The organism is Desulfobacula sp. (assembly GCF_021107415.1).
Genome location: NZ_JAIOSW010000194.1, coordinates 1 through 26,282, shown reverse-complemented (window position 1 = coordinate 26,282; position 26,282 = coordinate 1). Strand labels below are relative to the sequence as shown.

Annotated in this window: 25 protein-coding genes; 21 read left to right on the top strand and 4 right to left on the bottom strand. The window is 40.5% G+C overall.

Annotated elements, in window-relative coordinates; translation table 11 throughout:
* The first annotated feature begins 2 nt into the window (after window positions 1-2).
* From K8S13_RS10450 to K8S13_RS10425, 6 genes are all read left to right on the top strand, one after another.
* A complete protein-coding gene (locus K8S13_RS10450; RefSeq protein WP_291462386.1) occupies window positions 3-722 on the top strand; it encodes an ABC transporter ATP-binding protein in 720 nt (239 codons plus the stop codon).
* Window positions 719-1,075, top strand: coding sequence for a hypothetical protein (locus K8S13_RS10445; RefSeq protein ID WP_291462385.1), 357 nt, complete (start codon window positions 719-721; stop codon window positions 1,073-1,075). Before K8S13_RS10450 ends, K8S13_RS10445 begins: the two co-directional genes overlap by 4 nt.
* Window positions 1,076-1,093: 18 nt before the next feature.
* Window positions 1,094-1,966, top strand: coding sequence for a carbohydrate ABC transporter permease (locus tag K8S13_RS10440; RefSeq protein WP_291462384.1), 873 nt, complete (start codon window positions 1,094-1,096; stop codon window positions 1,964-1,966).
* Window positions 1,963-2,766 (top strand): carbohydrate ABC transporter permease, encoded by an 804-nt coding sequence (locus K8S13_RS10435; protein WP_291462383.1) that lies wholly within the window; start codon window positions 1,963-1,965, stop codon window positions 2,764-2,766. Before K8S13_RS10440 ends, K8S13_RS10435 begins: the two co-directional genes overlap by 4 nt.
* Before the next feature lie 15 nt (window positions 2,767-2,781).
* Complete coding sequence (locus tag K8S13_RS10430; RefSeq protein WP_291462382.1) at window positions 2,782-3,060, top strand: DUF2160 domain-containing protein; 279 nt, start codon at window positions 2,782-2,784, stop codon at window positions 3,058-3,060.
* 114 nt (window positions 3,061-3,174) lie between these two features.
* Complete coding sequence (locus tag K8S13_RS10425) at window positions 3,175-4,926, top strand: ABC transporter substrate-binding protein (protein WP_291462381.1); 1,752 nt, start codon at window positions 3,175-3,177, stop codon at window positions 4,924-4,926.
* 107 nt (window positions 4,927-5,033) lie between these two features.
* Here K8S13_RS10425 and K8S13_RS10420 read toward each other — a convergent pair whose 3' ends face one another.
* Together K8S13_RS10420 and glpK are read right to left on the bottom strand one after the other, a co-directional pair.
* Window positions 5,034-5,807 carry a DeoR family transcriptional regulator gene (locus tag K8S13_RS10420; protein ID WP_291462380.1) on the bottom strand — a complete coding sequence of 258 codons (774 nt, stop codon included), beginning with the start codon at window positions 5,805-5,807 and terminating at the stop codon, window positions 5,034-5,036.
* 96 nt (window positions 5,808-5,903) lie between these two features.
* A complete protein-coding gene (gene glpK / locus K8S13_RS10415) occupies window positions 5,904-7,412 on the bottom strand; it encodes a glycerol kinase GlpK (RefSeq protein ID WP_291462379.1) in 1,509 nt (502 codons plus the stop codon).
* Window positions 7,413-7,630: 218 nt separating this feature from the next.
* Here glpK and glpA point away from each other — a divergent pair, with 218 nt between their 5' ends.
* The 8 genes from glpA to K8S13_RS10375 all read left to right on the top strand — a co-directional run bounded on the left by glpA (window position 7,631) and on the right by K8S13_RS10375 (window position 15,062).
* Window positions 7,631-9,199 carry an anaerobic glycerol-3-phosphate dehydrogenase subunit A gene (gene glpA, locus K8S13_RS10410; RefSeq protein WP_291462378.1) on the top strand — a complete coding sequence of 523 codons (1,569 nt, stop codon included), beginning with the start codon at window positions 7,631-7,633 and terminating at the stop codon, window positions 9,197-9,199.
* Between the two features lie 7 nt (window positions 9,200-9,206).
* Complete coding sequence (glpB, locus tag K8S13_RS10405; RefSeq protein WP_367172557.1) at window positions 9,207-10,496, top strand: glycerol-3-phosphate dehydrogenase subunit GlpB; 1,290 nt, start codon at window positions 9,207-9,209, stop codon at window positions 10,494-10,496.
* 7 nt (window positions 10,497-10,503) lie between these two features.
* A complete protein-coding gene (locus tag K8S13_RS10400; protein ID WP_291462377.1) occupies window positions 10,504-12,135 on the top strand; it encodes a 4Fe-4S dicluster domain-containing protein in 1,632 nt (543 codons plus the stop codon).
* Window positions 12,136-12,990 carry a CoB--CoM heterodisulfide reductase iron-sulfur subunit B family protein gene (locus K8S13_RS10395; protein ID WP_291462376.1) on the top strand — a complete coding sequence of 285 codons (855 nt, stop codon included), beginning with the start codon at window positions 12,136-12,138 and terminating at the stop codon, window positions 12,988-12,990.
* A gap of 101 nt (window positions 12,991-13,091) precedes the next feature.
* A complete protein-coding gene (locus K8S13_RS10390) occupies window positions 13,092-13,394 on the top strand; it encodes a nucleotidyltransferase domain-containing protein (RefSeq protein ID WP_291462375.1) in 303 nt (100 codons plus the stop codon).
* Entirely contained in the window at window positions 13,387-13,620 is a 234-nt protein-coding gene (locus K8S13_RS10385) for a HepT-like ribonuclease domain-containing protein (RefSeq protein ID WP_291462374.1), read from the top strand. Before K8S13_RS10390 ends, K8S13_RS10385 begins: the two co-directional genes overlap by 8 nt.
* Before the next feature lie 164 nt (window positions 13,621-13,784).
* Entirely contained in the window at window positions 13,785-14,492 is a 708-nt protein-coding gene (locus K8S13_RS10380) for an FKBP-type peptidyl-prolyl cis-trans isomerase (protein WP_291462373.1), read from the top strand.
* Window positions 14,493-14,498: 6 nt separating this feature from the next.
* Window positions 14,499-15,062 (top strand): flavodoxin family protein, encoded by a 564-nt coding sequence (locus tag K8S13_RS10375; RefSeq protein ID WP_291462372.1) that lies wholly within the window; start codon window positions 14,499-14,501, stop codon window positions 15,060-15,062.
* On the opposite strand, the gene K8S13_RS10370 is transcribed toward K8S13_RS10375, so the two are convergent.
* Complete coding sequence (locus K8S13_RS10370) at window positions 15,037-16,317, bottom strand: mandelate racemase/muconate lactonizing enzyme family protein (protein WP_291462371.1); 1,281 nt, start codon at window positions 16,315-16,317, stop codon at window positions 15,037-15,039. The two genes, K8S13_RS10375 and K8S13_RS10370, sit on opposite strands and share 26 nt — an antisense overlap.
* A gap of 47 nt (window positions 16,318-16,364) precedes the next feature.
* Window positions 16,365-18,332 (bottom strand): phosphoenolpyruvate carboxykinase (GTP), encoded by a 1,968-nt coding sequence (locus K8S13_RS10365; RefSeq protein WP_367172556.1) that lies wholly within the window; start codon window positions 18,330-18,332, stop codon window positions 16,365-16,367.
* Between the two features lie 174 nt (window positions 18,333-18,506).
* On the opposite strand from K8S13_RS10365, the gene K8S13_RS10360 reads away from it, so the two are divergent.
* The 7 genes from K8S13_RS10360 to K8S13_RS10330 all read left to right on the top strand — a co-directional run.
* The gene (locus K8S13_RS10360; protein ID WP_291462370.1) at window positions 18,507-19,409 is read left to right on the top strand and encodes a PHP domain-containing protein; all 903 of its coding nucleotides are present in this window, start codon (window positions 18,507-18,509) and stop codon (window positions 19,407-19,409) included.
* A complete protein-coding gene (locus K8S13_RS10355; RefSeq protein WP_291462369.1) occupies window positions 19,406-19,858 on the top strand; it encodes a pyridoxamine 5'-phosphate oxidase family protein in 453 nt (150 codons plus the stop codon). Before K8S13_RS10360 ends, K8S13_RS10355 begins: the two co-directional genes overlap by 4 nt.
* 170 nt (window positions 19,859-20,028) lie before the next feature.
* A complete protein-coding gene (locus tag K8S13_RS10350) occupies window positions 20,029-20,592 on the top strand; it encodes a response regulator (protein ID WP_291462368.1) in 564 nt (187 codons plus the stop codon).
* Between the two features lie 48 nt (window positions 20,593-20,640).
* Window positions 20,641-21,846, top strand: a complete 1,206-nt coding sequence (locus K8S13_RS10345; RefSeq protein ID WP_291462367.1) for a response regulator — start codon at window positions 20,641-20,643, stop codon at window positions 21,844-21,846.
* Window positions 21,839-23,803: a response regulator gene (locus tag K8S13_RS10340; RefSeq protein WP_291462366.1), complete on the top strand. Its 1,965-nt coding sequence runs from the start codon at window positions 21,839-21,841 to the stop codon at window positions 23,801-23,803. The genes K8S13_RS10345 and K8S13_RS10340 overlap by 8 nt, the downstream gene beginning before the upstream one ends.
* Complete coding sequence (locus K8S13_RS10335) at window positions 23,800-25,068, top strand: response regulator (protein ID WP_291462365.1); 1,269 nt, start codon at window positions 23,800-23,802, stop codon at window positions 25,066-25,068. The genes K8S13_RS10340 and K8S13_RS10335 overlap by 4 nt, the downstream gene beginning before the upstream one ends.
* Before the next feature lie 19 nt (window positions 25,069-25,087).
* Window positions 25,088-26,282 (top strand): GAF domain-containing protein (locus K8S13_RS10330; RefSeq protein WP_291462364.1); only part of this gene is annotated, 1,195 nt, incomplete at its 3' end.

The following is a 26,282-nucleotide window of genomic DNA, read 5'->3' as shown; positions in this document are numbered from 1 at the left end:
GAATGGCAAAAATAACCTTGGATAATGTAGCTCACAGTTATATTGCTAAACCAAAAAGTGAAGCAGACTATGCCTTGAGATTGATTGATAACACCTGGAATGATGGGGGAGCATATGCACTGTTAGGTCCTTCCGGGTGCGGGAAAACCACTTTGCTGAATACCATTTCAGGCCTGCTCACTCCCAGCAAAGGCAGGGTATTGTTTGACGGAAAAGATGTTACAGGTCTTCCACCTGAAAAACGAAACATTGCACAGGTTTTTCAATTTCCTGTTCTTTATGATACTATGACCGTCTATGGCAACCTTGCTTTTCCTTTAAAAAATCGTGGATTTAATAAAACAGATATAGAAAAACGTGTTCTGGAAGTAGCAGATATTCTTGACCTGACAGACAGCCTCAATAAAAAGGCAGCCCAACTCAGTGCAGATGCCAAACAAAAGATTTCCCTGGGACGGGGACTTGTCAGAAGTGACGTTGCCGCTATTTTATTTGATGAGCCCCTTACCGTTATTGACCCCCATCTGAAATGGAACCTGCGGAGCAAACTTAAACAAGTCCACGAACAATTAAAGCTTACTTTATTGTATGTGACCCATGACCAGACGGAAGCGCTTACTTTCGCGGAGCAGGTTATTGTCATGTATGAGGGTGGGATTGTTCACTTTTTGAAAACCCCAGTCATAAATTTGTCGGATACTTTATCGGCAGTCCCGGAATGAATTTTCTGCCCTGCACCATAGAGGGCAACCAGGCCATGGTGGGCGATATGGCAATCAGGATAGATGATAAAACGGCTGATCTCGGTGCCAAAGCCAAAGGAAAAATTGAGCTTGGCATACGGCCGCTTTATCTGGAAATACATAATAAAAAAGTTGAAGGAAGTGTACCGACAACCGTCAAATCAATTGAGGATCAAGGTAATTACAAAATTGTTACTGCGGTTCTGGGTAATAATAATATTTTAAGGGCCAGGCTGCCTGAAGGAAAACCTGCTCCCTTTGAGAAAGCCTGGATCAAGTTCTCCGAGCACTGGATCAGATTATTCAGCGACGACATACTTTTAACAACTTAAGTTTGGAGCATCACTAATATGGACAAATGGAAAGATAACAAAGCCTGGTTTCTTGTTTTACCGGTTTTTATATTAGTTGCTTTCAGCGCCATCATTCCCTTGATGACAGTAGTCAACTATTCCTTACAGGATATTTTTGGTCCGGGTCAGCGTGTTTTTGTGGGAATTGAGTGGTTCGAGGAGGTATTGTCCGACAAAAGATTACATGCTGCATTAGGCAAACAATTGATTTTTTCCGGGCTTGTGCTTTTAATTGAAATCCCCCTTGGTGTTCTTATTGCTTTAACGATGCCGAAAAAAGGCTGGGCTGCCTCCATCAGTCTGGTTCTTGTTGCCTTGCCCCTGCTGATTCCCTGGAATGTTATCGGAACCATCTGGATTATATTTACCCGGCCGGATATTGGCCTGTTTGGTGCTGCCATCAATGGGATGGGGGTTGCATTTGATCATACGGCAAGTCCCATTCAGGCATGGATCACTTTGATGCTTATGGAAGTATGGCACTGGACACCGCTGGTTGTGCTCTTAGCCTATGCCGGGCTTCGTGCCATTCCTGAAGCCTATTTCCAGGCAGCCAAAATTGACGGCGCCTCTACCTGGGCTACTTTCTGGTACATCCAACTGCCTAAAATGAGGGGCGTTCTTACCATTGCCGCGCTGCTTCGTTTTATGGACAGTTTTTTGATTTATGCAGAACCTTTTGTCCTGACCGGCGGCGGCCCTGGTAATACCACAACTTTTTTATCTATTTATCTTGTAAAGGTTGCCGTGGGCCAGTTTGACCTTGGCCCGGCAGCAGCTTTTTCTCTGGTATATTTTTTCATCATCCTGCTGTTCTGCTGGATTTTTTATCAGGTCTTACAAAATGTTGGAAAAGGAGAAAAATCATGAAAATCAAAAAACAGAACCTGTTTTTCATTGGGTATCTTTTTCTTTTGATGCTCCCTATATATTGGATGCTCAATATGTCACTGAAAACCAACGCGGATATCTTAAGCTCTTTTTCTCTTTTTCCAAATAATATTACATTTGCCAATTATATTAAAATATTTACAGATTCTTCCTGGTATTCGGGATATATCAACTCTATCATCTATGTGACCATGAACATGGCTATTTCCCTGGTGACAGCCCTGCCGGCCGCCTATGCCTTTTCAAGATATAATTTTTTAGGGGACAGGCAAATGTTCTTTTGGCTTTTGACCAACCGGATGGCACCGGCAGCAGTATTTCTCCTTCCATTCTTTCAGCTGTATTCAACATTTGGCCTGATTGATACTCATCTTGCTGTTGCGCTTGCCCACTGCCTTTTTAATGTGCCTCTGGCAGTCTGGATTCTCGAAGGATTTATGTCAGGTGTTCCCCGGGAAATAGATGAAACCGCATTTATTGACGGATATAAATTTCCCAGGTTCTTTTTAACCATTTTTATTCCCCAGATACGATCGGGAATTGGTGTTACAGCATTTTTCTGCTTCATGTTTTCCTGGGTAGAGCTTTTACTGGCAAGGACTTTGACCACAACAAATGCGAAACCCATTGCAGCAACCATGACACGTACTGTCAGTGCCTCGGGGCTGGACTGGGGGCTATTGGCTGCTGCAGGTATCCTGACGATTGTTCCGGGTGCCCTTGTTATCTGGTTCGTTAGAAATAATCTGGCAAAGGGATTTGCTATGGGCCGGGTTTAGAAAAAAGGAGTGACAATGACTTTAGAATGGATGGCATGGACTGTTCCCACAGCAATATTTTTTATAACGATTGGTTTGATCCTGATCTCCATGACAGTCTGGCAAATTTTCTCACCCTGTATTGAACGTAAAGGTTTTTTACCCATTTTAACAACCAGGGGAGATCGGCTGTTTATCGGCCTTTTAGGCAGTGCATACATCCACCTGGCATGGATTGGATTGACGGATATTACCTTGTGGGTCGGTTTTGTTATTTCTCTTGTCTGGATGGCCGTGGCCATGCGCTGGGGATAGCCTTAACGCGGTAGTATAAGATATTGTATTTCAGGTGTTAAAAAGCCTTCATACCTGTAGTATAACCCTTATAAAAAGGGGTCTTATTTACTGAAGGCAAATGGAGGGAATGATATGGGAAAAAAGTTTAAAAAAAATGGTTTCAGAATATCCGTTATGGGATGTATTCTGACTGTGTTGTTCTTGTTCTCGCAAGTTCCTGCGAGCGCAGACATTTCAGCTGCAAAAAAATGGATCAATGATGAATTTCAACCTTCGACATTGTCTCAAAATGAGCAACTTGCGGAAATGGAATGGTTCATAAAAGTAGCAGCACCTTTTAAAGGAATGGCGATCAAAGTTGTTTCCGAAACAATACCGACGCATGAGTATGAATCAAAAGTTCTTACAAAAGCATTTTATGAGATCACGGGAATTAAGGTCACTCATGACCTGATTCAGGAAGGTGATGTCATCGAGAAACTGCAGATTCAGATGCAGTCAGGTAAAAATGTTTTTGATGCTTATGTCAATGATTCCGATCTCATTGGTACCCATTCCCGTTACGGGCATGTTGTTAATCTTACCGACTGGATGGCAGGAGAAGGAAAAGACGTTACCCTGCCGACACTGGATGTGGACGATTTTATGGGAAAATCCTTTACAACCGGTCCTGATGGTAAATTATACCAGCTTCCGGATCAGCAGTTTGCAAACCTTTACTGGTTCCGCTATGACTGGTTCAACCGGGCTGATTTTAAAAAGAAGTTTAAAGAGCGGTATGGATATGAACTGGGCGTTCCAGTAAACTGGTCAGCTTATGAAGATATCGCAGAATTTTTCAGTGAGGACGTAACCGAAATTGATGGTAAAGCTATTTACGGTCACATGGATTATGGTAAAAAAGCTCCGGATCTTGGCTGGCGTTTTACAGATGCATGGCTTTCCATGGCCGGTGCAGGCGACAAGGGTATTCCTAACGGCAAACCCGTTGATGAATGGGGAATCCGTGTTGATGAAAACAATCGCCCCGTGGGCTCCAGTGTATCCCGTGGTGGTGCTGCAAATGGTCCTGCTGCAAAATATTCCCTTCGTAAATATATGGAATGGTTAAGAAAATATGCCCCTCCAGGCGCTCTTGGCATGGATTTTTATCAATCCCTTCCAAGTCTTGCAAAGGGGAATGTTGCCCAGCAGATCTTCTGGTATACAGCTTTTACTGCAGATATGGTAAAAAAAGGCACTCCTGTTGTTAATGACGACGGTACACCAAAATGGCGTATGGCTCCCTCTCCCCATGGTCCTTACTGGGAAGAAGGCATGAAACTGGGTTATCAGGATTGCGGGTCCTGGACATTGTTAAAGAGTACGCCTGTTGATAGAAGAAAAGCAGCATGGCTTTTTGCCCAGTTCTGCGTCAGTAAAACCGTTTCTCTTAAAAAAACCCATGTGGGTCTGACCCCCATCCGTGACAGTGATATAAATCATCAATCTTTTACGGATCGTGCGCCAAAGCTTGGCGGTCTGGTGGAATTCTACAGAAGCCCGGCTCGTGTTGCATGGACACCCACAGGAACAAATGTTCCGGATTATCCAAAACTTGCCCAGCTCTGGTGGCAGAACATTGGGGAAGCTGTTGCCGGGGAGGTAACGGTTTCTACAGCAATGAACAATCTTGCCAAAGAACAGGATAAGATCCTTGGGAGAATAGAACGTGCCGGTGTTCAGGGAGATAAGGGACCCAAGCTGAATCCCAAAAAAGATGAATCATACTGGCTGAACAAACCCGGTTCTCCAAAGGCAAAACTTGCCAACGAGAAACCGCAGGGTGAAACGCTTAATTACGATAAACTCCTCCAGGCCTGGAAAGAAGGAAGAGTTAAATAAATAAAGTCAATTTTAATTAAGTAAAACAAAACAGGTATTTGATGGAGAAAAAATCCTCCATCAAATACCTGTCAAAAATTTTTTGAATACGATACTCTATTTGCCTGTCAATCAACCATGAGGTTGATATCATATTGTAAAATAGCTTCCATCAGCTGTTTCGGTGGTTTTTTGTCTGTAATCAATGTGTCAATTTCTCTGATATTTCCAAGCTTGACCATTGCATTCCTGCCAAACTTGGAATGATCCGCAACCAGAAAAATCTTTCTTGAATTTTTAATAATGGTTCTAGCCACATGAACTTCCCTGAAGTCAAAATCAAGCAAAGTTCCATCAAGATCAATACCACTTATTCCTATGATTCCGATATCTACTTTAAATTGTTTGATGCACTTAACGGCAGATTCTCCCGTGATGCCGCCGTCTTTGCTCCTGACAATACCGCCGGCAACAATGACTTGAAAATCCTCTTTTCTGCTCATGATGGCTGCAACATTGAGATTATTGGTGATAATTTTTAATTTCCGGTGATGGTACAGGGCATTGGCAACATACTCGGTTGTGGTCCCGATATTGATAAACAGAGATGATTTATCCGGGATAAGGGCAGCCACATTTTTTGCAATTTTTTTCTTTTCTTCGGGAAGCAGTTCCCTTCTATGCCTATAGGCTACATTTTCCGTGCTTGAAGAGGGGCCCGCACCGCCATGATACCTTGAAACATAGCCTTCTTGATCAAGATAATTAATATCTCTTCGTATGGTTTGCGGTGTGACATTATAGAGTTTTGCCATTTCTTCCACTGTTGCAAATCCATTTTTGCTTATCAGTGAAATAATATTTTCATGTCGGTTGCTGATGGCTCTTCGTGAATAATCCATTTATTTTAATTACCTGTACCTGTTAAATAAATTTATGATTTTAAACAACTCCCTCATTCGTTACACTGATCATCCATTTGTCGAAAACCGCAAAGGTCATACCCAGTCAAAAGATTTTTCAATGGCCTTTTTCCATTTTAAATACAGAACATCGCGATTTTTTTCAGACATGGATGGAAGCCATCTTTTATCCTCTGCCCAATTTGCCTTTAACTCCTGGATACCATTCCAGAATCCAGTGGCAAGCCCTGCAGCATATGCTGCTCCCAATGCCGTTGTTTCGATTATAGTCGGTCGTATAATCGGTACGTTCAGGATATCGGACTGAAACTGCATCAAAAATTCGTTTAATACCATCCCACCGTCAACTTTGAGCAGCATAAGGTCTACTCCCGAATCTTTTTTCATTGCACTGGTAATATCATGGGTCTGGTAGGCGTTTGCCTCAAGAACTGCTCTTGCCAGATGGCCTTTGTTGGCAAATCTGGTCAGACCGGCAATAATGCCTCTTGCGTCAGACCGCCAGTATGGGGCAAACAGTCCGGAAAAGGCAGGCACAAAATAAACATCGCCATTATCATCCACTGTTTTTGCCAGATCTTCTATTTCTGCAGCAGTTTTGATAATACCCAGGTTATCCCGCATCCACTGTACCAGAGCTCCGGCAATGGCAATGGAGCCTTCCAGGCAGTATACCGGTTTTTCATTATTGATTTGATATCCAACAGTGGTCAAAAGACCGTGGTTGGAAATAATGGGGGTATTCCCTGTGTTCATCAGCAGAAAACATCCCGTACCATAGGTGTTTTTTGCCTCTCCTTCAGCAAAACAGGTTTGACCGAAAAGTGCTGCCTGCTGATCACCCAGGGCGCCGCAAACGGGTATCCCGCCTTTGAAAGGACCGTCCTTTTGTGTTCTTCCCCAGGTATTACTGTCTATGGAAGGTTTGATATCCGGAAGTATGGATACAGGAATATCCAGTGCATCCAAAAGATCTTTATCCCATTCAAGGGAATTGATATTCATCATCATGGTCCGGCTGGCATTGGAAACATCTGTAATGTGCGATCCTTTTTCCGGACCCCCGGTCAGCCACCATATAATCCAGGTTTCAATGGTGCCAAACAGGACATTGCCGGAAAAGATATCTTTTTTTGCATCAGGAATATTGTCGATCACCCATTTTACCTTTGGTCCTGAAAAATAGGTTGCCACGGGCAAACCTGTTTTTTCAGCGAAGAATGCCTCCCCGGTCTTGCGCACAAGATTTTTACAAATATCATCTGTTCTGGTACATTGCCAGACAATGGCATTATAATATGGTTTTCCTGTTTTCCGGTTCCAGACAACGCTGGTTTCTCTTTGATTGGTTATTCCGATCGAATCAATGGATTCTATAGAAATTCTAGTTTTATCCATCACTTCTGTAATGACCGAACAGGTATTTTCCCAGATTTCAATGGGGTCATGTTCCACCCAGCCCGGTTTTGGAAAAATTTGTTTATGTTCTTTTTGCGCAGAAGCGAAAATATTTCCCTGTTTATCAAATAGGATGAATCTATTGCTGGTGGTCCCAAGATCTATCGAACCGACATATTTTGACATAAGTTTGCCTCCAAATGCTTAAAATCATAATTGTATAAAGATATCACTTAAATGGTCTTCTTTAAATATATAAATATATTTTTTTCACATTTACAGGGAATTCCGGGTAAAGAGCGCCAAACAACATAATATTTTCATTTGCTATTCATTTTTTTCACTTGCACAAGTTTTTGAGCTATGTTATTTGATTTTTGAACATATCAATAAAGGCCTTTGCAATGAATAAAATTCTGGAAACGGACATATTGATTATCGGTGGCGGGGTAACCGGAACCGGAATCGCCAGAGATCTTTCTCTTCGGGGTCTGAAATGCATATTAATTGACAAATCCGATTTAAACGCCGGTGCCTCAGGCGGGAATCATGGTCTGCTGCATAGTGGTGCAAGATATGTTTGCTCAGATCCAAAAGCAGCAGTTGAATGTAAAAATGAACTGGAAATCCTGAAAAAAAATGCCGGGCATTGTATTGAAGATACAGGAGGTTTGTTTGTTGCGGTAAAAGGGGATGATGAAAAATATATAGCGGATTTTCCAGGCATGTGTAAAAAATCAGGTGTGTATTGTAAAAAAATTGATATAGCCGTTGCCAGAGAAATGGAGCCTGCTTTATCAAATGATATGATAGCGGCTTACGAAGTCAAGGATGCGTCCATTAATCCTTTTAAACTTTCCATAGAAAATATGAACGATGCTGTTTTTCGGGGCAGCCAATTTTTAAGTTTCAGCAAAGTTAAGGAATTTAAAATTGCAAATAATTCCATTGAATATGCCAATGTCGTTAACCAGATGAATGAAGAAACCTTTCAAATAAAAGCCAAAACCTATGTCAATGCCTCGGGAGCATGGGCTGACATGGTTGCAGCCATGGCAGGGGTCACAATCAACATGGTTCTTTCCAAAGGCACCCTTCTGGTCACCAGCAAGAGAATCACAAAAAGGGTTATAAATCGCCTTAGAAAAGCCACGGATGGAGACACACTGGTCCCGGGCGGTGTGGTATCTATTCTTGGAACGACCTCGGTCCGCATTGAATCTCCTGATAATATTTATCCGACTATAAAAGAAGTTGATCATATTGTCAGTGAGGGGGAAAAAATAATTCCTGCACTTAAAACCTGTAGATATATCCGGGCATATTCAGGGGCCAGACCGCTTGTCAGCCAGGGAGACAACGAGGACGACAGAAATGTCAGCAGGGGATTTGCCCTGCGGGATCACAAAATGGACAGCGTTGATAATTTTATAACAATCACCGGTGGAAAGTTGTCCACTTACCGCCTGATGGCGGAAAAGACATCTGATCTCGTCTGCTGGAAACTATCAAGATTTTCAAAATGTTTAACAAAAGAAATACCCCTGCCATCCACGAAAAGCGCTGAATGGTCTGAACCAGGAGTGTTGGCAAATGTCCTGTTTGACTCTGAGACTCTCAATGACCCAATTTTGTGCGAATGTGAAATGGTACCGCAGAGTGCAATTGATACGGTTATAAATACAATCAAAGAGACCAGAGGCAAACCGGATTTAATATCCATTGGACTGAGAAGCAGAATAGGGAAAGGTCCCTGCCAGGGTGCATTCTGTAGTTTAAGAATCCTTTCCCATATGGTTGACAGCGATATCATCCAGGGTCATTCAAATATTAATGACTTGAAGCAGTTTTTAAATGAAAGATGGAAGGGCGAACAGGCTCTGTTGTGGGATCAGGCACTTGTTCAATCATCGCTGAAAGAAATGATTCATTCCGGATTATTCGGACTGGAACTTGCCGGGAACCCGGTTTAACCTTTTAATGTATATGAAGATTCAAAAAAATATGGACTGTGACATTCTTGTGATTGGTGCCGGCTTGGCCGGCATGATCGCCGCAGCCCGTGCATCAAATCTTGGATTGAAAACTATCCAAACCGGAAATTCATCTGTTCTTTTTTTTGCAAGCGGATTATTTGATTTGTTAGGAGTTTACCCGATAGATTCAGGAAAAATACTTACAGACCCGTATTCTGCAATTAAAAAATTACAATATGATCAACCGGGGCACCCCTATTCAAAAGTAAGTCAAGACCAGATCAAAGAGAGTTTCCAATTTGTGACAGACTTTTTGAATTCAACCGGCCTTAAATATCATTTGTCTGACCATAATAATAAAAATATTCTGACCTCAGTGGGTACATTGAAGCCCACATATATCGTTCCTGAAACCTTTTCAAAAGGGTGCGATTTTGACAGGGGAAAGAAGAACCTTTTAATAGTTGATTTTAAAGGGTTACGAGGATTCAGCGCAAAACAGGCAGCAGCAGGCTCAGGGATGAAAAATGGTGACGTCTGCACATTGAGCATTGATGTTTCTGAAAATCCAGGTGGTTTGAATCCTGTTCATCTGGCGAAATTATTTGAAAGCCGGGAGTTTATCCAAAAACTTTCAGAAAAAATTCTCAGGTTTTCAGAAAGGATAGACCTTGTTGGGATGCCGGCTGTATGCGGGATTCATAACAGCCTTGAGATCGTAAATGAGATTGAATCACGGACCGGCATGGATGTCTTTGAAATACCGGGCATGCCGCCTTCCATACCGGGCCTGCGCTTGAAAAATGCATTTGAAAAAAAGCTGTCAACTTCTCATGTCACTGTCTTAAACAATGCTAAAGTTGTTTTTCACGCTATGGATGAAGATTGTTTTATACTGCAGGCAGTGAATGATAATTTTGAAACCAAAATTAGAACTCAATGTGTTATTCTTGCTTCCGGCAGGTTTCCGGGGGGGGGACTTTTTGCCCGAAGAAATATTATTCTTGAAACTATTTTTAATCTTCCGGTTTTTCAGCCGAAAACCCGTGATTTGTGGCATCAATTGAATTTTTTTGATCCAAAGGGACACATGATAAACCAGGCAGGGCTTGAAACCGATGACAGGTTCAGACCCCTGGATAAAACAGGAAAACCAGCCTTTGAAAATTTATATGCGGCCGGCTCAATTCTTGCCCATAATGACTGGACCAGACTAAAGTCCGGAGCAGGTGTTTCATGTGTATCAGCTTATACCGCAGTTAACAGCTTTTATGAAAAAAATTATTTAAAATGAGAAACTAATGTTTCAGACTACACTCTATATTGCCATAATTTTATCCATCACTGGTTTGCTGTATCAATGCTTTTTTTTTGTTAGAAAAAACTATTATTTTAAAGGAAAAAAATGGTTTCCCAATGGTTTGAGCATCAAGGGCTTTTTCTTAAACACCCTGTTTCAGACAAAACTGTTCAATGCGGGGAAAACCAGATGGCTGATCCATTTTCTGGTGGTTTCAGGATTTTTATATCTTTTAATCATCCATGCACTGGATGATGTGACGTCATTGAACTGGTTTGGCGACTATCAGTCCACTCTTGATCCTTTTCAATTTTTAAGGAATCTGGCGGGTTTTTTTGTCCTGGCCGGGTGCCTGGGTTTTCTGTATCGACGACTTATCCTTTTTAAAATATTTCAGAAAAGAAAAATTCAGTATAAGGGCATTTTTTCAATCCTATTGATTTTGATGATGATTTTATCTGGTTTTTTACTTGAGGCAGCAAAAATAATTTCTGAGCCTGTATTTATTGAAATGGTTGAAGACTATTCTGATATTGATGAGGACACGGGTCTTGAAGATCTTAAAATTTATTGGGAAAAACATTATAATGTAATCTTTAATGAGGCCCTGGTTATTACCCGGGAGAAACTTGCAAACGGGAAAGATTTAAATGAAGCATACTGTATGGACTGTCACTCTCCTGTAAAATCTGCTTTTATATCAAACAGTGTTGCCGGGGGCTTTAAAAAAACCGGTGTCTGGCTGAATCAATATAGAGCTGACAATTTTGCATACTATGCCCATTACTTTCTTTCCCTTTTGATTCTCGTGAGCCTGCCTTTTTCAAGGTTTTTTCACATTTTTCTCATCCCCGTTGCCGGCTTAGAAAAAAAAATAAAAAAGGAGCAACTGGATCAAACCCCTGGATATATAAATACGGCAACCCTGTATGCATGTACAAACTGCGGGTTTTGCTCGGATGTCTGCAGCGTCTACCCCAATTTTCTGGTCACCGGAAATATCGATATCTTGCCCCATTCAAAGATTGAATCTTTTAAACGCCTGATGAATCATGCGCCGGATGAATCTGAAGCGTTATTCCGACTTCAATCCGGCAATGCCGATTGCACCTATTGCCACAAGTGTACAGACATCTGCCCTTCCGGGATTGATCTTCAAAATTTATGGAATATCCTCAATCAAAAACTTGTTTTAAAGGGATTTCCGGATAATTACACTTTTATAAATAATAAATCCTTGAAAGAATGGGCAGAGCTTGCGCCGGAAGATGAAAAAAATTTGTCAGCAAAAAAAGTGACAACACAACTTGCTGATGATGTAAGTTCTTTTGAAAATTGTGTTCAATGTACCATATGCACAAATGTCTGTCCGATTGTTGAATATGATTGTGCTGACAACGATATGACCCCCCAGCAGATTATGAATTTGTTAAGGCTGGGCAAAAAACATCTGACAACCGGTACCAGGATGGTTTGGAACTGCCTGACCTGTTTTTCATGTCAGGAATACTGTCCCCAGGGGATAAAAGTTGCAGACATCATGTTGGAATTGAGAAATAACGGAAATGTCCGGGCAGATGCAATAAGACCTGAAAATTTGCCAGAAAATTTGCCAGAAAAAAGGATAGGATAAATGAAGTTTGCTTATTTCCCCGGCTGTAAGATTCCTTTTTATCTTCAGGAATATGGGCGTTCCTTTGAAGCTGTTATGAAAAAGTTGGGAGTTGAGCTTGTAAAATTACCGTTTAACTGCTGCGGATACCCTTCAAGAAGCGAAAGCTTCGAGATTTCAATCTTATCTTCCATTCGTAATCTTGCTCTTGCCGAAAAACACGGTCTTGATCTTATTACACCCTGCAAATGTTGTTTTGGCCAGTTTAAGCAAGCCATTTACTGGTGGAACAATCATGCTGAACTACAAAATAAAATTGACGCTGCCCTGAAAAATGAAGGCCTTTCATGGAACGGAAAAACGCAAATTAAGCATTTGCTTTCTTTTTTGTATTATGACTTTGGCCTTGAGGACTTGAAACAACAGATAACCAGACAATTACCAGACAATAAAATAGCGGTTCAATATGGCTGTCACGCTTTAAGACCATTTTCAATTACAGGATTTGATGACCCGTATGTCCCGAAAATTTTTGAAGCCCTGGTAAATATCACAGGATTCCAAACGATTGAATGGTCAAAAAGCACTGAATGCTGCGGGAATCCGATTTATGAGACTAATAAAAAGTTATCCGTAAAAATGCTTCATTCTAAATTAAAAACAGCATCTGATTCAGGCGCAGCTTACATATGCAATGCCTGTACCCATTGCCAGATACAATACAATTATATGGAAATGGAACAAGAATCAAAAAAATTTAACATCATTCCTGTTTTGTTTACACAGCTTCTTGGAAGAGCGATGGGTTTAAGCAAAAAAGAATTAGGAATAACAGATAACCATGGGTTTAATTTTTGGAGAGGCGATTTTTTTTAAATTTTTTGTGATTAAAAAAAAGGTTGTTGAAATTTGACAGTCCAGGTAGGATCAAATATAGTATTACCAATACGTTGAATATTAAGGGACTTGATTAAAAAATGAACAAAGCTCTTTCCAAATACGAAATTATTAATTTGATTAAGGCAGAAAAAGCCTTTTTAAAAGAAAATTTCGGAGTGCTAAATATAGGCCTGTTTGGCTCTTATGCCAAAGATCAACAAAATTTGGATAGTGATATTGATTTTCTTGTCGAATTTTCAGAGCCTCGCTTCGATTGGATAGCTAGTTTGCAAATATATATGGAAAAAAAGTTTGAAAAAAAAATAGAAATTGTCCGCAAGCGTAATTTGAGTAAAAGTCGATTTTTTGAACGAGTTGAACAGGAAATTATTTATGCTTGATGCAATTGCCATGCGATTACAGGTCGTTGGCGAGTTGATAAAAAAAATTGATAAAAGAAGTAGCTCCTTTTTAAAAGGCTATAGTGAAATCAATTGGGATAATATCATGAGGTTGCGTGATATTGTTTCTCATCATTATGAAAAAGTCGATCATGAAATAATTTTTGATATTTGTAAAAATCATCTTCCAAAATTAAGAAAAACTATCCGAAAAATGATCAAATAATTTTTGTTTGCAAAGCTCAAGGTTCATTATCCAAATCTTGAGTACCCAGAAACTGGAATTCTTACGGTGCAATTGTTGTCGGGAAGACCATTGCAAACTTTTAGCCTTTCTGATACTCATATCGAGGTAAATCAAATTAACTCTTAAAATTTATGGAGACCTCAATGTACAATTATAAAAAATGTTTTCTGGTTTTGCTCATTTTGTTTTTTTTCAATATTCAATGTTTTGCAAATGAAGACAAAGAACAGGCAATTGAAAAAGCAGATCTTGAAAAGCAGATCAGTTACGCACTTGGATATGATATTTTTGATAAATTAAAAGAAAATTTTAAACTTGACCCCGAGTTTTTTATGATGGGAGCAAAGGACAACCATGAAAAACAACCGAAACTGACACAAGAAAAACTAAGACAGATCCTGATATCTTATCAGCGGCTGGCAAGGCAAAAACAAATAGAGAGGATTACAATGGAATCAAAGGAAAACAGGGAAAAAGGACTCAAGTTCTTAGAGGAAAATAAGCAGAAAGAGGGCGTTGTGACCCTGCCGTCCGGGCTTCAATACAGGGTTGTTATAGAGGGTGACGGCCCGCTGCCCAAGGCAACGGATACGGTAGAATGCCATTATAAAGGCACACTCATTGACGGAACTGTCTTTGATTCTTCCTATCAAAGGGGGAAACCGGCAACATTTCAGGTGGGCGGTGTGATCCAGGGTTGGATTGAGGCCTTGCAGATGATGAAGGTGGGATCAAAGTGGGAATTAACTATCCCGCCGGACCTGGCATATGGTGACCGAGGTGCCGGAGCCATCATAAAACCGGGTTCCACCCTGATTTTTGATGTCGAAGTATTGGGTATTGTGGAGTAATCCATTATGCAGGTACTTGGAATAAACGGTAGCCCGCGCCATAAGGGTAATTCTCAGTATCTTATGTCTCTTTTTATGGAAGAAATGAAAGCCAAAGGAAATGACACCCAGGTGTTGGATGCTGTCAAACTCAATATCAATCCCTGTATAGGGTGCGGTAATTGTGAAACAAAAGGGGTCTGTATTTTTAAGGATGATTTTACCGATATTTTCCTGCCGGCAGTGATAAAGGCCGATATTATTGTCCTTAGCTCTCCCATCTATTTTTATGCCTTTCCGGCAGCGCTTAAGGCTTTAATTGATCGTATTCAGGTGTTATGGTCGAGAAAATACAGGCTGAAAATGGATGAATTTAAAGATCGCAAGCGAAAAGGAGTGCTTTTCGCAGTGGGCGCCACCAAAGGAAAGGATCTTTTTGACGGCCTGAAACTGACCGCCAGGTACTTTTTTGATGCTGCAGATATTCAATACAAAACAGAACTCTGCTACAGGGGTGTGGATAAAAAGGGCGGGATGGAAAACCATCCCACCCTTCATGAAGATATCAGGAATCTGGCTCGAAAGCTTTAAGTTTTTTTAAGGTACCCACCCCATATTTTTTTTTGTTGGAATTTAGTTTTAAAGCAGTGAGAAACCCCTTGTCCTTTATGGTGTAAAACATGAGTCTTCTCTTATTCATGCTGAAGAATTTTTTACCATATTTGGCAAGCTTGTCCGGATCAATCTCAAATCCAAGTCCGGGCGCATAGGTGGGGTGAAGAACGCCTTTATCGTGATAAAAAGATTTTTTCAAGATTCCGTCCCGTTTTTCTATGGTCCAGGAAGGCGGGTTGATGGGGTATTCCAGAGGTTTGGTGCCGGTGAATCCGCTTGCCAGCAGGACATTCAGATTGACAGCAAATCCAATACCGTTTGTCCAGGTATGGGGTGTGAATTTTAAGTGATGCTTTCTGCAATGGTCTGCCACTTCAAGTGAATGTTGGATGCCACCGGTCATAATGGCATCCGGCTGGAAAACATCGTAACATTTTTTTTCAATCATCATTTTAAGCTCACTCTTCCCATTGGTGTGGATTTCACCACCGGTGATGGGAATTTTGCTGTATTTTGTCAGTTCGGCAAGCATATCGTAATCATCCATGGCAAGAGGTTCTTCAAGCCAGGCAATATTCATGTCTGCACAGGCATCTGCAAAATATTTGGCGCGTTCAAGATCCCATAACGGGGCATCGTTGATAATGGTCACCCGCCATCCCTGGTTGGCATCCACGCCAATGGTCATTTTGTCCCCCACTGCATCCACAACTGCCTTAACATGGCTGATGTCTTTTTTTACATCAAACTCATGTACCCGGATTTTTATGGTTTTAAAGCCTTCTTCATATCTTTTCCGGGCTTCAAAAATTCTTGAATCTTCATCTTTGATTTCACCGGTGGAAGCATAGAGTTCAACAGGCTCCCGCCGTCCGCCCAGAAGTTCATATACGGGTTTATCCTCAAGTTTACCCCGTATATCCCAGAATGCCGGTTCAATCCAGTTTGCCCGGACACCCAGATAACCGACTTCCCGGAGCCGTTGAAGCATTAAATCAATATTAGTGGCATCATGCCCCAGAAGATAGGGGGCAATTAAATTGCCCAGCCCAAGTCTTTCCGAAGCAATGGCCGGGCCTGCAGAATATCCTTCAATCCCATCATCGGTGGTGATTTTGATAAGGTCAAACCGGTTGTCCGTGGCCGGATAGCCGGGAATCCAGCTTGGATAAAAAGGTTTATCCAAGGGGATTCTGACATGATACAATTCAATACATGATATTTTACTCATGGCTTTCCTAAATTTATGTTGTGAGGGGCAGATTTTAAATTTGTCCCTTATGCTATAAATACATCCGGTGCTACAATGCTGCCATGGGCATCCTTTAATGCTGACAGCTCCTTTTTTTGTTCGGCCAGGATATCAAACAGGGTTTGGGGAATCCCTTCTTCTTTGGCATACGATTCCTGCTGAAGCTCAACCCTTTTGATAATATTATCCATATATAGGGAAAATTGTTTTGTATAAAGTTCTTCTGTATAGTCTTTATCAATAATTTGTTTAAACAAAGATTTTAAATCATCATATTTAGGAAGATTGCCTATGGGTGTTGAGATGTATTCAATTTCATTATGGGCATATCTTTCAAGCCAGGCAAGCCACACTTTTACATCTCTTTTTTCTCCTATAAGCATAGACGAGTCTCCGCCACGGGCTTTGTCTGTTAGAAAGTAATTGAGACCGGCCAGCACAGGTTCGTATTCTTTTTTTATTTTATCATTTCCAAAGAATTTGAACTGGGCGTCCATATAATCTCCCAAAGCGCCCGGGATGAAGGGTGCATTGGCCCAGGGAGCTCTTTTAATACCGGTTGCCCCGACTTCTGTTGCTGTGGCTGCTGAAACAATACAGGCACCGATGACAACCCCGGCATCGGAATTTTGGGTCACCCAGACCGGTGGCATGGTATCGGCATCCCTTCCAGAGTAAGTAAAGACTCTTGTCAGGACACCCTCAGGGTTTTCAGCCTCTTTGGAGTAAATATCAAGGGATTCAGACCTTAATGTACAGCGGGAATTGGGATGGGACAGGAGAATGGCCTTCCCCTTATCATCGGTTTTACCTTTATACCAGTCACCCTGGAAATTAAACCCTTTGTCCGGAGGCTCTTCATTGTTTCCCACCCAATGGGGCACCTTGTTTTCATCAATGAGTACATTGGACCAGATGACTTCACATCCGGGCTGTCTTAACACTTTCATCAGTATGGGATCACCCTCAAGATTGACATCTTCAACAATACCGAAAATGCCGCTTTCCGGGTTAACGGATCGGATACTGCCATCGTCTGCGATCCACATCTGGGCAAGATCATCGCCGACAAATACATTTCCCGCCATGGCAGTGGTTGTTTTCCCGCAACCGCTGGGAGCGGCGCCTGCAAACCAGGTTACACGGTCATTGAGCCCGTGGATTCCCGTGATAAACATGTGTTCGGACAATTCCTGCCCCGGATTTTCATAAACAGCCTTATCCACGGCAAATCGATGATTCCCTTTTTTGAGCAGCAGGGTATTGCCGGCATAGGTACATTTCCAACTATAGGTCGTCTGAAATTTGCGATCCATGAAAACCCTTGCATCGGGCAGATCCTCTGTCCGGTTCAGGCCTTCGCTGTGAACATTTGTAAAGAAATGACCAAGGGATTCAACTTCCTTGTCAAAATCAGCATAGGCATTTCTATAGAGCAATTCCGCACTATGGGCAACATATGTAGAACTTGTGATTTCCAACGCGGGATTTGATACGGGAGATCCCACAGGACCCCTCATGTAAAATCCAATGATCATGGTCAAATTTTTCATGATATTCGTCATATTGGATCTGACTTGTTCAAGAGCGGTGGGTCTGTCCATCCGGTTGGCAAGAGAACTGACATGATCTTCCGGGTTTGCAATATAATAGGTCCTGTCAACGATTCTGCCTTGTTCGTCAGCCAGGTCATAATGAATGGTATGCCCTTCCATGGCAAGAGAGCTTTCTTCTTTTTTTGAAAGGGAAAGATTATTGATAAACTGCCTGTCTTCAAGTGATCCGGTATTGACAAAAATCAAAGAAGGATTGCAAAGAACAATTGAATTGGCAATCCTTATTAAGACCTCAGGATGTTTGATTTTTAATATCCGGGTTAATTGCTCATCATCCATATATTGTTTAAATATGGCTTTGGCACTTTCTTCGGAATCCACTTTTCCAAGTTCATTAATAATGTCTAAATCATTACCGGTTTTAAGCATTTTAATCATCGTCTCCAAGTTAGTGTTTATAAAAAGAGTATTTTTCTTTTTTACCATTAAATTTAAAAAAATCAAATATTATCTTAATTTTTTTAATAAAACTTAGATTGTGTTTTTACGATAACCAGTATAAAAACAGGCATATGGTTAAACGAATACAGCCGGTTGAATTTAAGGAAACGTATGGATATATTTGCAGATTTACACAATCACACCACGGCATCTGATGGCGATTTTACGCCCGGTCAGATGGTTGAACAGGCAAAAGCCCTTGGAATAAAGGCGATTGGCATTACTGACCATGATACGCTGGAAGGGTTGAAAAATGCAGTGGCAGCAGGTGAAAAATACGATATCGAGGTGATCCCGGGTGTTGAAGTCTCCATCCGGTTTAAGCGGTCTTATTTCACAGGGACATTGCATCTATTGTGCTATTTTTCTTCCAGCAGACTTTTGGACGATCAATTTGTAAAAGGATTTAAAAATATTCTGGCACATGGCAGGGGCGAGAAACTGGTAAAGGCAAGGGTTAATGAGATCAATAAAATTTTCGGGCCGGGCAGGGAAAAGGCTTTATTAAAAAGAAATTTAAAATTTGAAGATATCTCTGCATTAAGCGATACTGCCACAAGACGTCACTTTGCCATTGCATTGAAGCAGGACTTTGGAATTAGCGATACCAATACCATTAATTTAATTATTGGGAATGACAGCCCGGCTTACCTGCCTTCAGGGATTAAGTTGGAAGAGGTAATTGATTTTATCCGGAAAAATCATATCCTTGCAGTCCTGGCCCATCCGGCAGCCGGATCTTTCCCGGGCAAAGGACATTATAAGGAAGTTTTGCCCCCTCTTGAAATTGTCCAGCGAATTTTGCCGGAATTTCTTGAAGCGGGCATTCAAGGACTGGAAGTCTATTACCCGGGTCACACAAAAGAACATCAGGATTTGATGAAATCCTGGGCAGAAAAATATCATCTTTTAATAACCGGCGGATCAGACTGCCATGATGGAATAGAGCGTCCAACAGGAGTAAGAGGCATATCCGAATCGGAATTTAAACTTTTTAAGGAAACATTAACATGAGAAAAAAAGAAAAAGAAATTACAGATATAAAAGAGATTGAAAAAATTTTACAGGAGAGCAATGTCTGCCGTCTGGCAATGGTGGATGGTGACAAACCCTATATGGTTCCCATGAATTTTGGGTATCAGGACGGACACCTTTTCTTTCACAGTGCAAAACAAGGACGAAAGATTGATTTGATTCAAAAAAATCCCAATGTCTGTTTTGAAGTTGATCAGCTCATCAAGTTTAAAAAGGCGAAACTGGCCTGTGAGTGGGGAGTTGAATATAAAAGCGTGATCGGATCAGGCAGGGCACAGCTGCTGGAGAATTTAGACGAAAAGATAGCAGCATTAAATATTATTATGTCACAGTATTCAGACAGAATATTTGAATATCCGGATGAGACGCTGGAAAAAACAGCCGTGATAAAAGTGCAGATCGATAATATGACCGGGAAGCAATCCTAAAATAACTTGAATAGTTAATTATTGAACCAGATTCAGTAAATTTACCTTTCCCACCTTAAAATTCATTGGGATCAATTTTTTTATTGACATTTTTTTAAATTTAGTATGTATTAAACGTATCATTTGGTAAATTTGTAACATAGACATCTATAAATCTGGGATTTTATGTTATGGCCTCTTCTAAAAATATCATATCAGTTGCCGATGCTTCGAAAATATGCGGTGTAACACGAGCCACCATCTGGAGGTGGATTAAGTCCGGACAGCTCCAGGCCGGGACGACTGCCGGTGGGCATCATAGAATAATGAAGAGCGACCTTCAGTGTTTTATGGATAAAAAAAAGATGTATGTCCGTTTTCGGGGAAAAAATAAAAAGCGCATTCTTATTGTAGATGATGACGATGCCATCAGGAAACTTTTCAGCAGGATTTTAGACAGAGAGGATATTGAACTTGCCTATGCCTCTGACGGCTTTGAAGCTGGGATTAAGACAGTTCAATTTGAGCCGGATATTATTATTCTTGATTTGTTTATGCCTGAAATGGATGGATTTGCTGTCTGTCAGAGGATTAAAGACAATAATGATACGGCGGGTATAAAAATAATCGCCATATCAGGATATGATACAAAAGAGAATATAGATCGGATATATCAATTTGGAGCAGATGCTTTTTGTCCAAAACCGTTAAATAGAAAAAAAATAATTAAAGCGATTGACAATTTATTAAAATAACACTGCGTTCTTTCAATACAAATATAAAATTAACCAGAGAAATAGAATATGAAAAAACGAATTTTATTTGTTGACGATGAACCCAATATTTTAAAGGGACTTCAAAGAAGTTTAAGACCCTTGAGAAAGTTTTGGGACATGGTATTTGCAGAAGGTGGGGACAATGCACTCAAATTACTTGAGAAACAATCATTTGATGTCATTGTTACAGATATGCGCATGCCCGGGATGGATGGGGCGCAGTTATTAAAAATTGTACAGGACAAATATCCCATGATGGTGCGAATTGTCCTTTCAGGTCATTTCGACCGGGAAATGATCATGAAATCTGTAAAATCAGCCCATCAATATCTTTCCAAACCCTGTGAAAAACAACTTCTTATTACAACCATAACCCGGTCCTGTTCCTTGCGGGATCTTTTAAATAAAAAAGCATTGCAGCAGCTGCTTGGCGGAATAGGGACCATGCCAAGTATCCCCTCCCTGTATGCCCGGATCATGGAGGAACTTAACTCTTCTGATGCTTCTGTTGTAAGTGTGGGTGAGATTATATCAGAAGATATAGGAATGACGGCCAAAGTGCTTCAACTGGTAAATTCATCATTTTTTGGAATGCCTAAACACATATCCAATGCAAAGGAAGCCGTTATTCTATTGGGCATTGATCTGGTGAAAACCCTTGTCTTGGGGATCGAAGTGTTTTCCAAGTTCAGTAAAAGTGTATTGTCTATCATTTCTGTGGATAAAATCCATGACCATTGTGTCAGGACCGCAGTGATAGTTCAAAAAATAGCCAAACTGGAGAACATGGACAAGGAAAAAACAGATAATGCCATGATAGCTTCAATGCTTCACGATTTAGGAAAGCTGATCCTGGCAGAACACTTCCAGGACAGCTATAAAGATGTCATTAAAATGGTTCAGCAAAAAGGCATACCGGTTTTTAAAGCAGAAAAAGAAATTTTCGATGTTACCCATGCTGAAGTGGGCGCATATCTTTTAGGGCTCTGGGGATTACCGGAAAATATTATAGAAGGTATTGCGTTTCACCATAATCCTGGAAAATTCATCGGGCAGGGCTTTGAACTTTGCGGACTTTTACATGTGGCGGAATTGTTAGAGCATCAGGAACGGCAGCAGCCCGGGAGCAGTCAAAAATTCAATGGTCTTGATGAAGCGTATATGGAAAGACTCGGGTTGCTGGACCACATACCATTGTGGCAGGATTACCTTCAAAGGGACTATAATGAATAATAGAGTTGATTTTGTTTCCGAACAAACCCGGGAACAGATTCAAAAAGCAGTAGAACAGGTTTTTTCTAACATCAGTCATGAAATCAGAACCCCTATGAATGGAGTTTTGGGAATGATAGATTTATTACAAAATACCCGGTTAAATGAAGAACAAAAGGAATTTGTTGAGGTCTTGCAGAACAGTGCAACAGCGCTCATGGCTGTGATAACTGATATCCTTGATTTTTCAAGAATTGAATCCGGCGGGATTGAATGCAGCACAATTGATTTTAATCTGAGAACAACAATAGAAGCCGTTAAAAAAAGCATGTCAGCCAAGGTGGCAAAGAAAGGATTAAATTTTGTCGTGTCTGTCCACACCCTGGTTCCGTCGCTGCTGAAAGGTGATCCTGAAAAACTGCGCCAGATACTGACTCATCTTTTGGAAAATGCAGTGAAGTTTACTGAAAAGGGACAAATTGTGCTGGGTATTGTCAGTGTCAAGGAAAGTTCAACCCATGCAACCATCAGGTTTGAGGTGGGGGATACGGGAATCGGTATTGAACCTGCCAAACTTCATACCATTTTTGAATCTTTTTCACAGGCAGATGGCAGTACCACTCGAAAATATGGGGGAACAGGGATAGGATTGACCATTTCAAGACAGCTTGTTTATTTAATGGAAGGAAAAATTGATGTTCAGAGTACTCCCGGGAAGGGATCAATATTCAATGTTACCATGGAATTTGAAAAGCAGCTGATCCGTTCAATGACCCGCATCGGCATACCTAAAAATATCAAGGGTAAAAAAATATTGATAGTCGATCACGATGCAGCCAACCGTCTCGTGATCAAGGAACTTGTAAAATCGTGGGGCTGCCTGTTTGAAGAAGCTGCAGAAGCAGAACGTGCCCTGGAAAAATTGACATCTTCAGACCAGAGCCGACAAAAATTTGATGTTGTCCTTATTGATATGCAAATGCCGGGGATAAATGGTGAAACATTTGCAAAACAGATCCGGGCTAATTCCGATTTCACAGAATTGATATTAATCATGCTGTCATCCATGGGAAAACGCGGTGATATTGCTCGGCTGAAAAAAATCGGCGTGCAGGGATATCTGCCAAAGCCAGTGAGGCCCTCCCTGCTTTTTGACTGTATTTCTACAGCACTATCCATGATGGGGATGAGTCAGGGTCAGGAAACCAGACAGATTATTACCCGCCATTTTTTAAAAGAGAATAAGAAACAACAAGTTCGGATTCTTTTGATAGATTCCGACAGGGTCAATCGGAAAATGGTTAATAATATATTGAATAAATCAGGGTATGCGGTTGAGATTGCTCAAAATATGACTGAGGCGGCAGATGCTTTTGAAACAGGCCGGTTTAATATTGTCCTGACGCAATCCTTTAAAACTATAGAAGTGATACGTAAGCTTGAAAAGAAGAGCGGATTTAAAAAAACAACCCTTATCACGATGGCAGATCATCCTGCAAAGAGGGATGATAAAACAGATGCAGATGATGTTATTTTAAAACCCGTCACTTTGGATAATTTATTAAAAGTGATAGAAAAATGGACTGCAAAGACAGACGATGATTTTGATGGAAAGATGATAAAACGCCCAAAAGAAAATATTTTTAATTTTGATGCAGCACTTGAGAGGGCAATGGACGATAAATCTTTTCTTGAAATGCTTTTAAATGAATTTATTAAAAGCCTGCCCGCTAAACTTGATGGTATAAAAGAATCTATTATGAAAAAAGAATATAAGGCATTAACTCTTCAAGCCCATTCGTTAAGAGGCTCTGCATCAACTATCGGTGCAGATGGAATCAGCAGGGTTGCCCTGGAACTGGAGAAAATAGCAGATGTCGGTGATTTTGAATCCATGCAGGGAAAAATAAAAGTGCTGGAAGATGAATTTTTAAGATTTAAAGAACATATCAACACGATTAATTGGAGTGATGCATGAAAGTTCTTATTGCAGAAGATGATTATGTCTCAAGGCTTTTGGTAAAAAAAGCAGTCAATAAAATCGGTCATGATGTTCTGGAGGCGGAAAATGGAAAGCTTGCCTTGCAGTTATTCTTAGAACATAAGCCGGATATGATTATTTCCGACTGGATGATGCCGGAAATGGATGGTATAGAGCTTTGTCGGAGAATAAGAGCTTCAGACAAAAAAACATATTCTTATATCATGTTATTAACAGCAAAGGACAAGATGACCGACCTTGTGGAAGTGTTTGAAGCAGGGGCGGATGATTATATTATCAAACCATTTAAACCCGATGAATTGCGATCCCGAATTAAAACCGGCGAAAGAATTGTAAAGCTTGAGAGTGAGCATCATGAACTCCAGGAAGAGTTGATTGGCAAGAACAAAAAGCTGGATGAAACATTGGCGAATTTAAAGATGACACAGTCCCAGATACTGCAAGCTGAAAAAATGGCCTCAATCGGCCAGCTGGCAGCAGGAGTCGCCCATGAGATCAATAATCCCATCGGGTTTATCAGCAGCAATCTGGATGCACTCAATGATTATATGGAGGATCTTGGTGTATTGGTCAACCATTTTCAGAAACTTGAAAAAACAGTAAAAGATGCAAACCAGGACAATCTGTCTATAGAAATTAAACAACAGATTCAAACCATATCAGAATTTGAAGAACAAATTGAAATTGAGTATCTCAAGAATGATATCCCTGAATTGCTGAAAGATTGCAGGGAAGGAACCGATCGGGTCGGGAAAATTGTCGGGGATCTGAAAAGTTTTGCCCATCCGGGAAATGATGAACAAATGCTCATTGATATCAACAAGGGTCTGGAATCCACATTAAATGTTGTTAATAATGAAATTAAATATAAAGCCACGATAACTAAAAATCTTGGAGATATTCCCATGGTTGAGGGATATCCCCAAAAGCTCAATCAGGTGTTCATGAATATTCTGGTCAATGCAGCCCAGGCCATCAAAGAAAAGGGTGAAATAAAAATCCAGACAAAAAAAGAAGGCAGATATGTGGTTATTTCTATTTCAGACACCGGGTGCGGTATTAAAAAAGAGCATCTTTCAAAAATTTTTGATCCGTTTTTTACCACCAAGGAAATCGGCAAGGGAACCGGCCTTGGAATGAATATCGCCTATAATATCATTAAAGAACATAAGGGAAAAATAGATGTTAAAAGTATTGCAGGCAAGGGAACAATTTTTACAATAATATTGCCGGGAAAATGATAGAAAAGGGTTTAAACCTATGAATGATAAAAAACTGCAACACCGGATTAAAGAATTAGAAGAAGAAAACCAACAGTCTAAAAAAGAAATTAGAATTCAGAATGAATATTTACAGGCCTTACGCTCAATTTCACTGGGGATGGTGCGTAGACTTGATCTTTCAGATTTATTGAATGCGATAATGATAAGGGTTTCCAATTTAACCCAAATCGCAGATGGCTTTCTGTATTTATTTGATCCTGCTGAAAATGTTCTGGAAATCAAGGCTGGATGCGGGATTTATAAAGAAAACATTGGTTTTAAGTTGTCGATTGGAGAAGACTTTGCCGGAAAAGTTTTTGAAACAAAGGAACCAAAGATAATCGTGAATTACCAGACATGGCCGGAAAGATCTCCTTTGGAAAAATTTGACACTGTTTTTGCAATTATTGGAATTCCATTAATTTCAGGATCACGGATTCTTGGAGTGATCGGTCTGAGCCATAGCGACAAAAATGCTCGAATAAATCCGGAAATAGTATCTGTATTGGAAGAGTTCACTTCAATTACTAAAATAGCCATTGATAATGCAAAATTATATAATGATTTAAAACAGGAACTTGAAAAAAGAAGTAGTTTGGAAAAAGAAAGAAAGGAGATGGAAACAAGACTTCAACAAGCTCAAAGACTTGAGTCGTTAGGAACTTTAGCCGGTGGAATTGCTCATGATTTTAACAATATTCTAACCGCAATATTCGGATATTCTCAAATTGCCCTTACCCAGGTCGAAAAAGGCAGTCAATTGGAAGATAACTTAAAAGAGATTGATCAAGCGGGTATGCGCGCAAAAGAATTAATTCACCAGATTCTTACTATTGCAAGAAAGACTGATGATAATGTTTATTCGATAAAGATCAGCCTCATCGCTAAAGAGACTGTGAAATTGATTAGAGCATCAATCCCAACGACTATAGATATCAAACAAGAGATCAATAGCAATTCGAAAATAATTGCAAACCCGACCCGTGTTCATCAAATTTTTATGAATCTTTTAACCAATGCTTCCCACGCCATGGAAAAATCCGGAGGAATTTTAACGGTTTCCATGACGGATTGTTTTATTGAAAAAGAGAATGAAATTAATAAAAAGGGCATTGAACCTGGAAAATATATATTGATCAATGTTTCAGATACCGGGACAGGAATCCTTTTGGAAAACATCCATTCTATTTTTG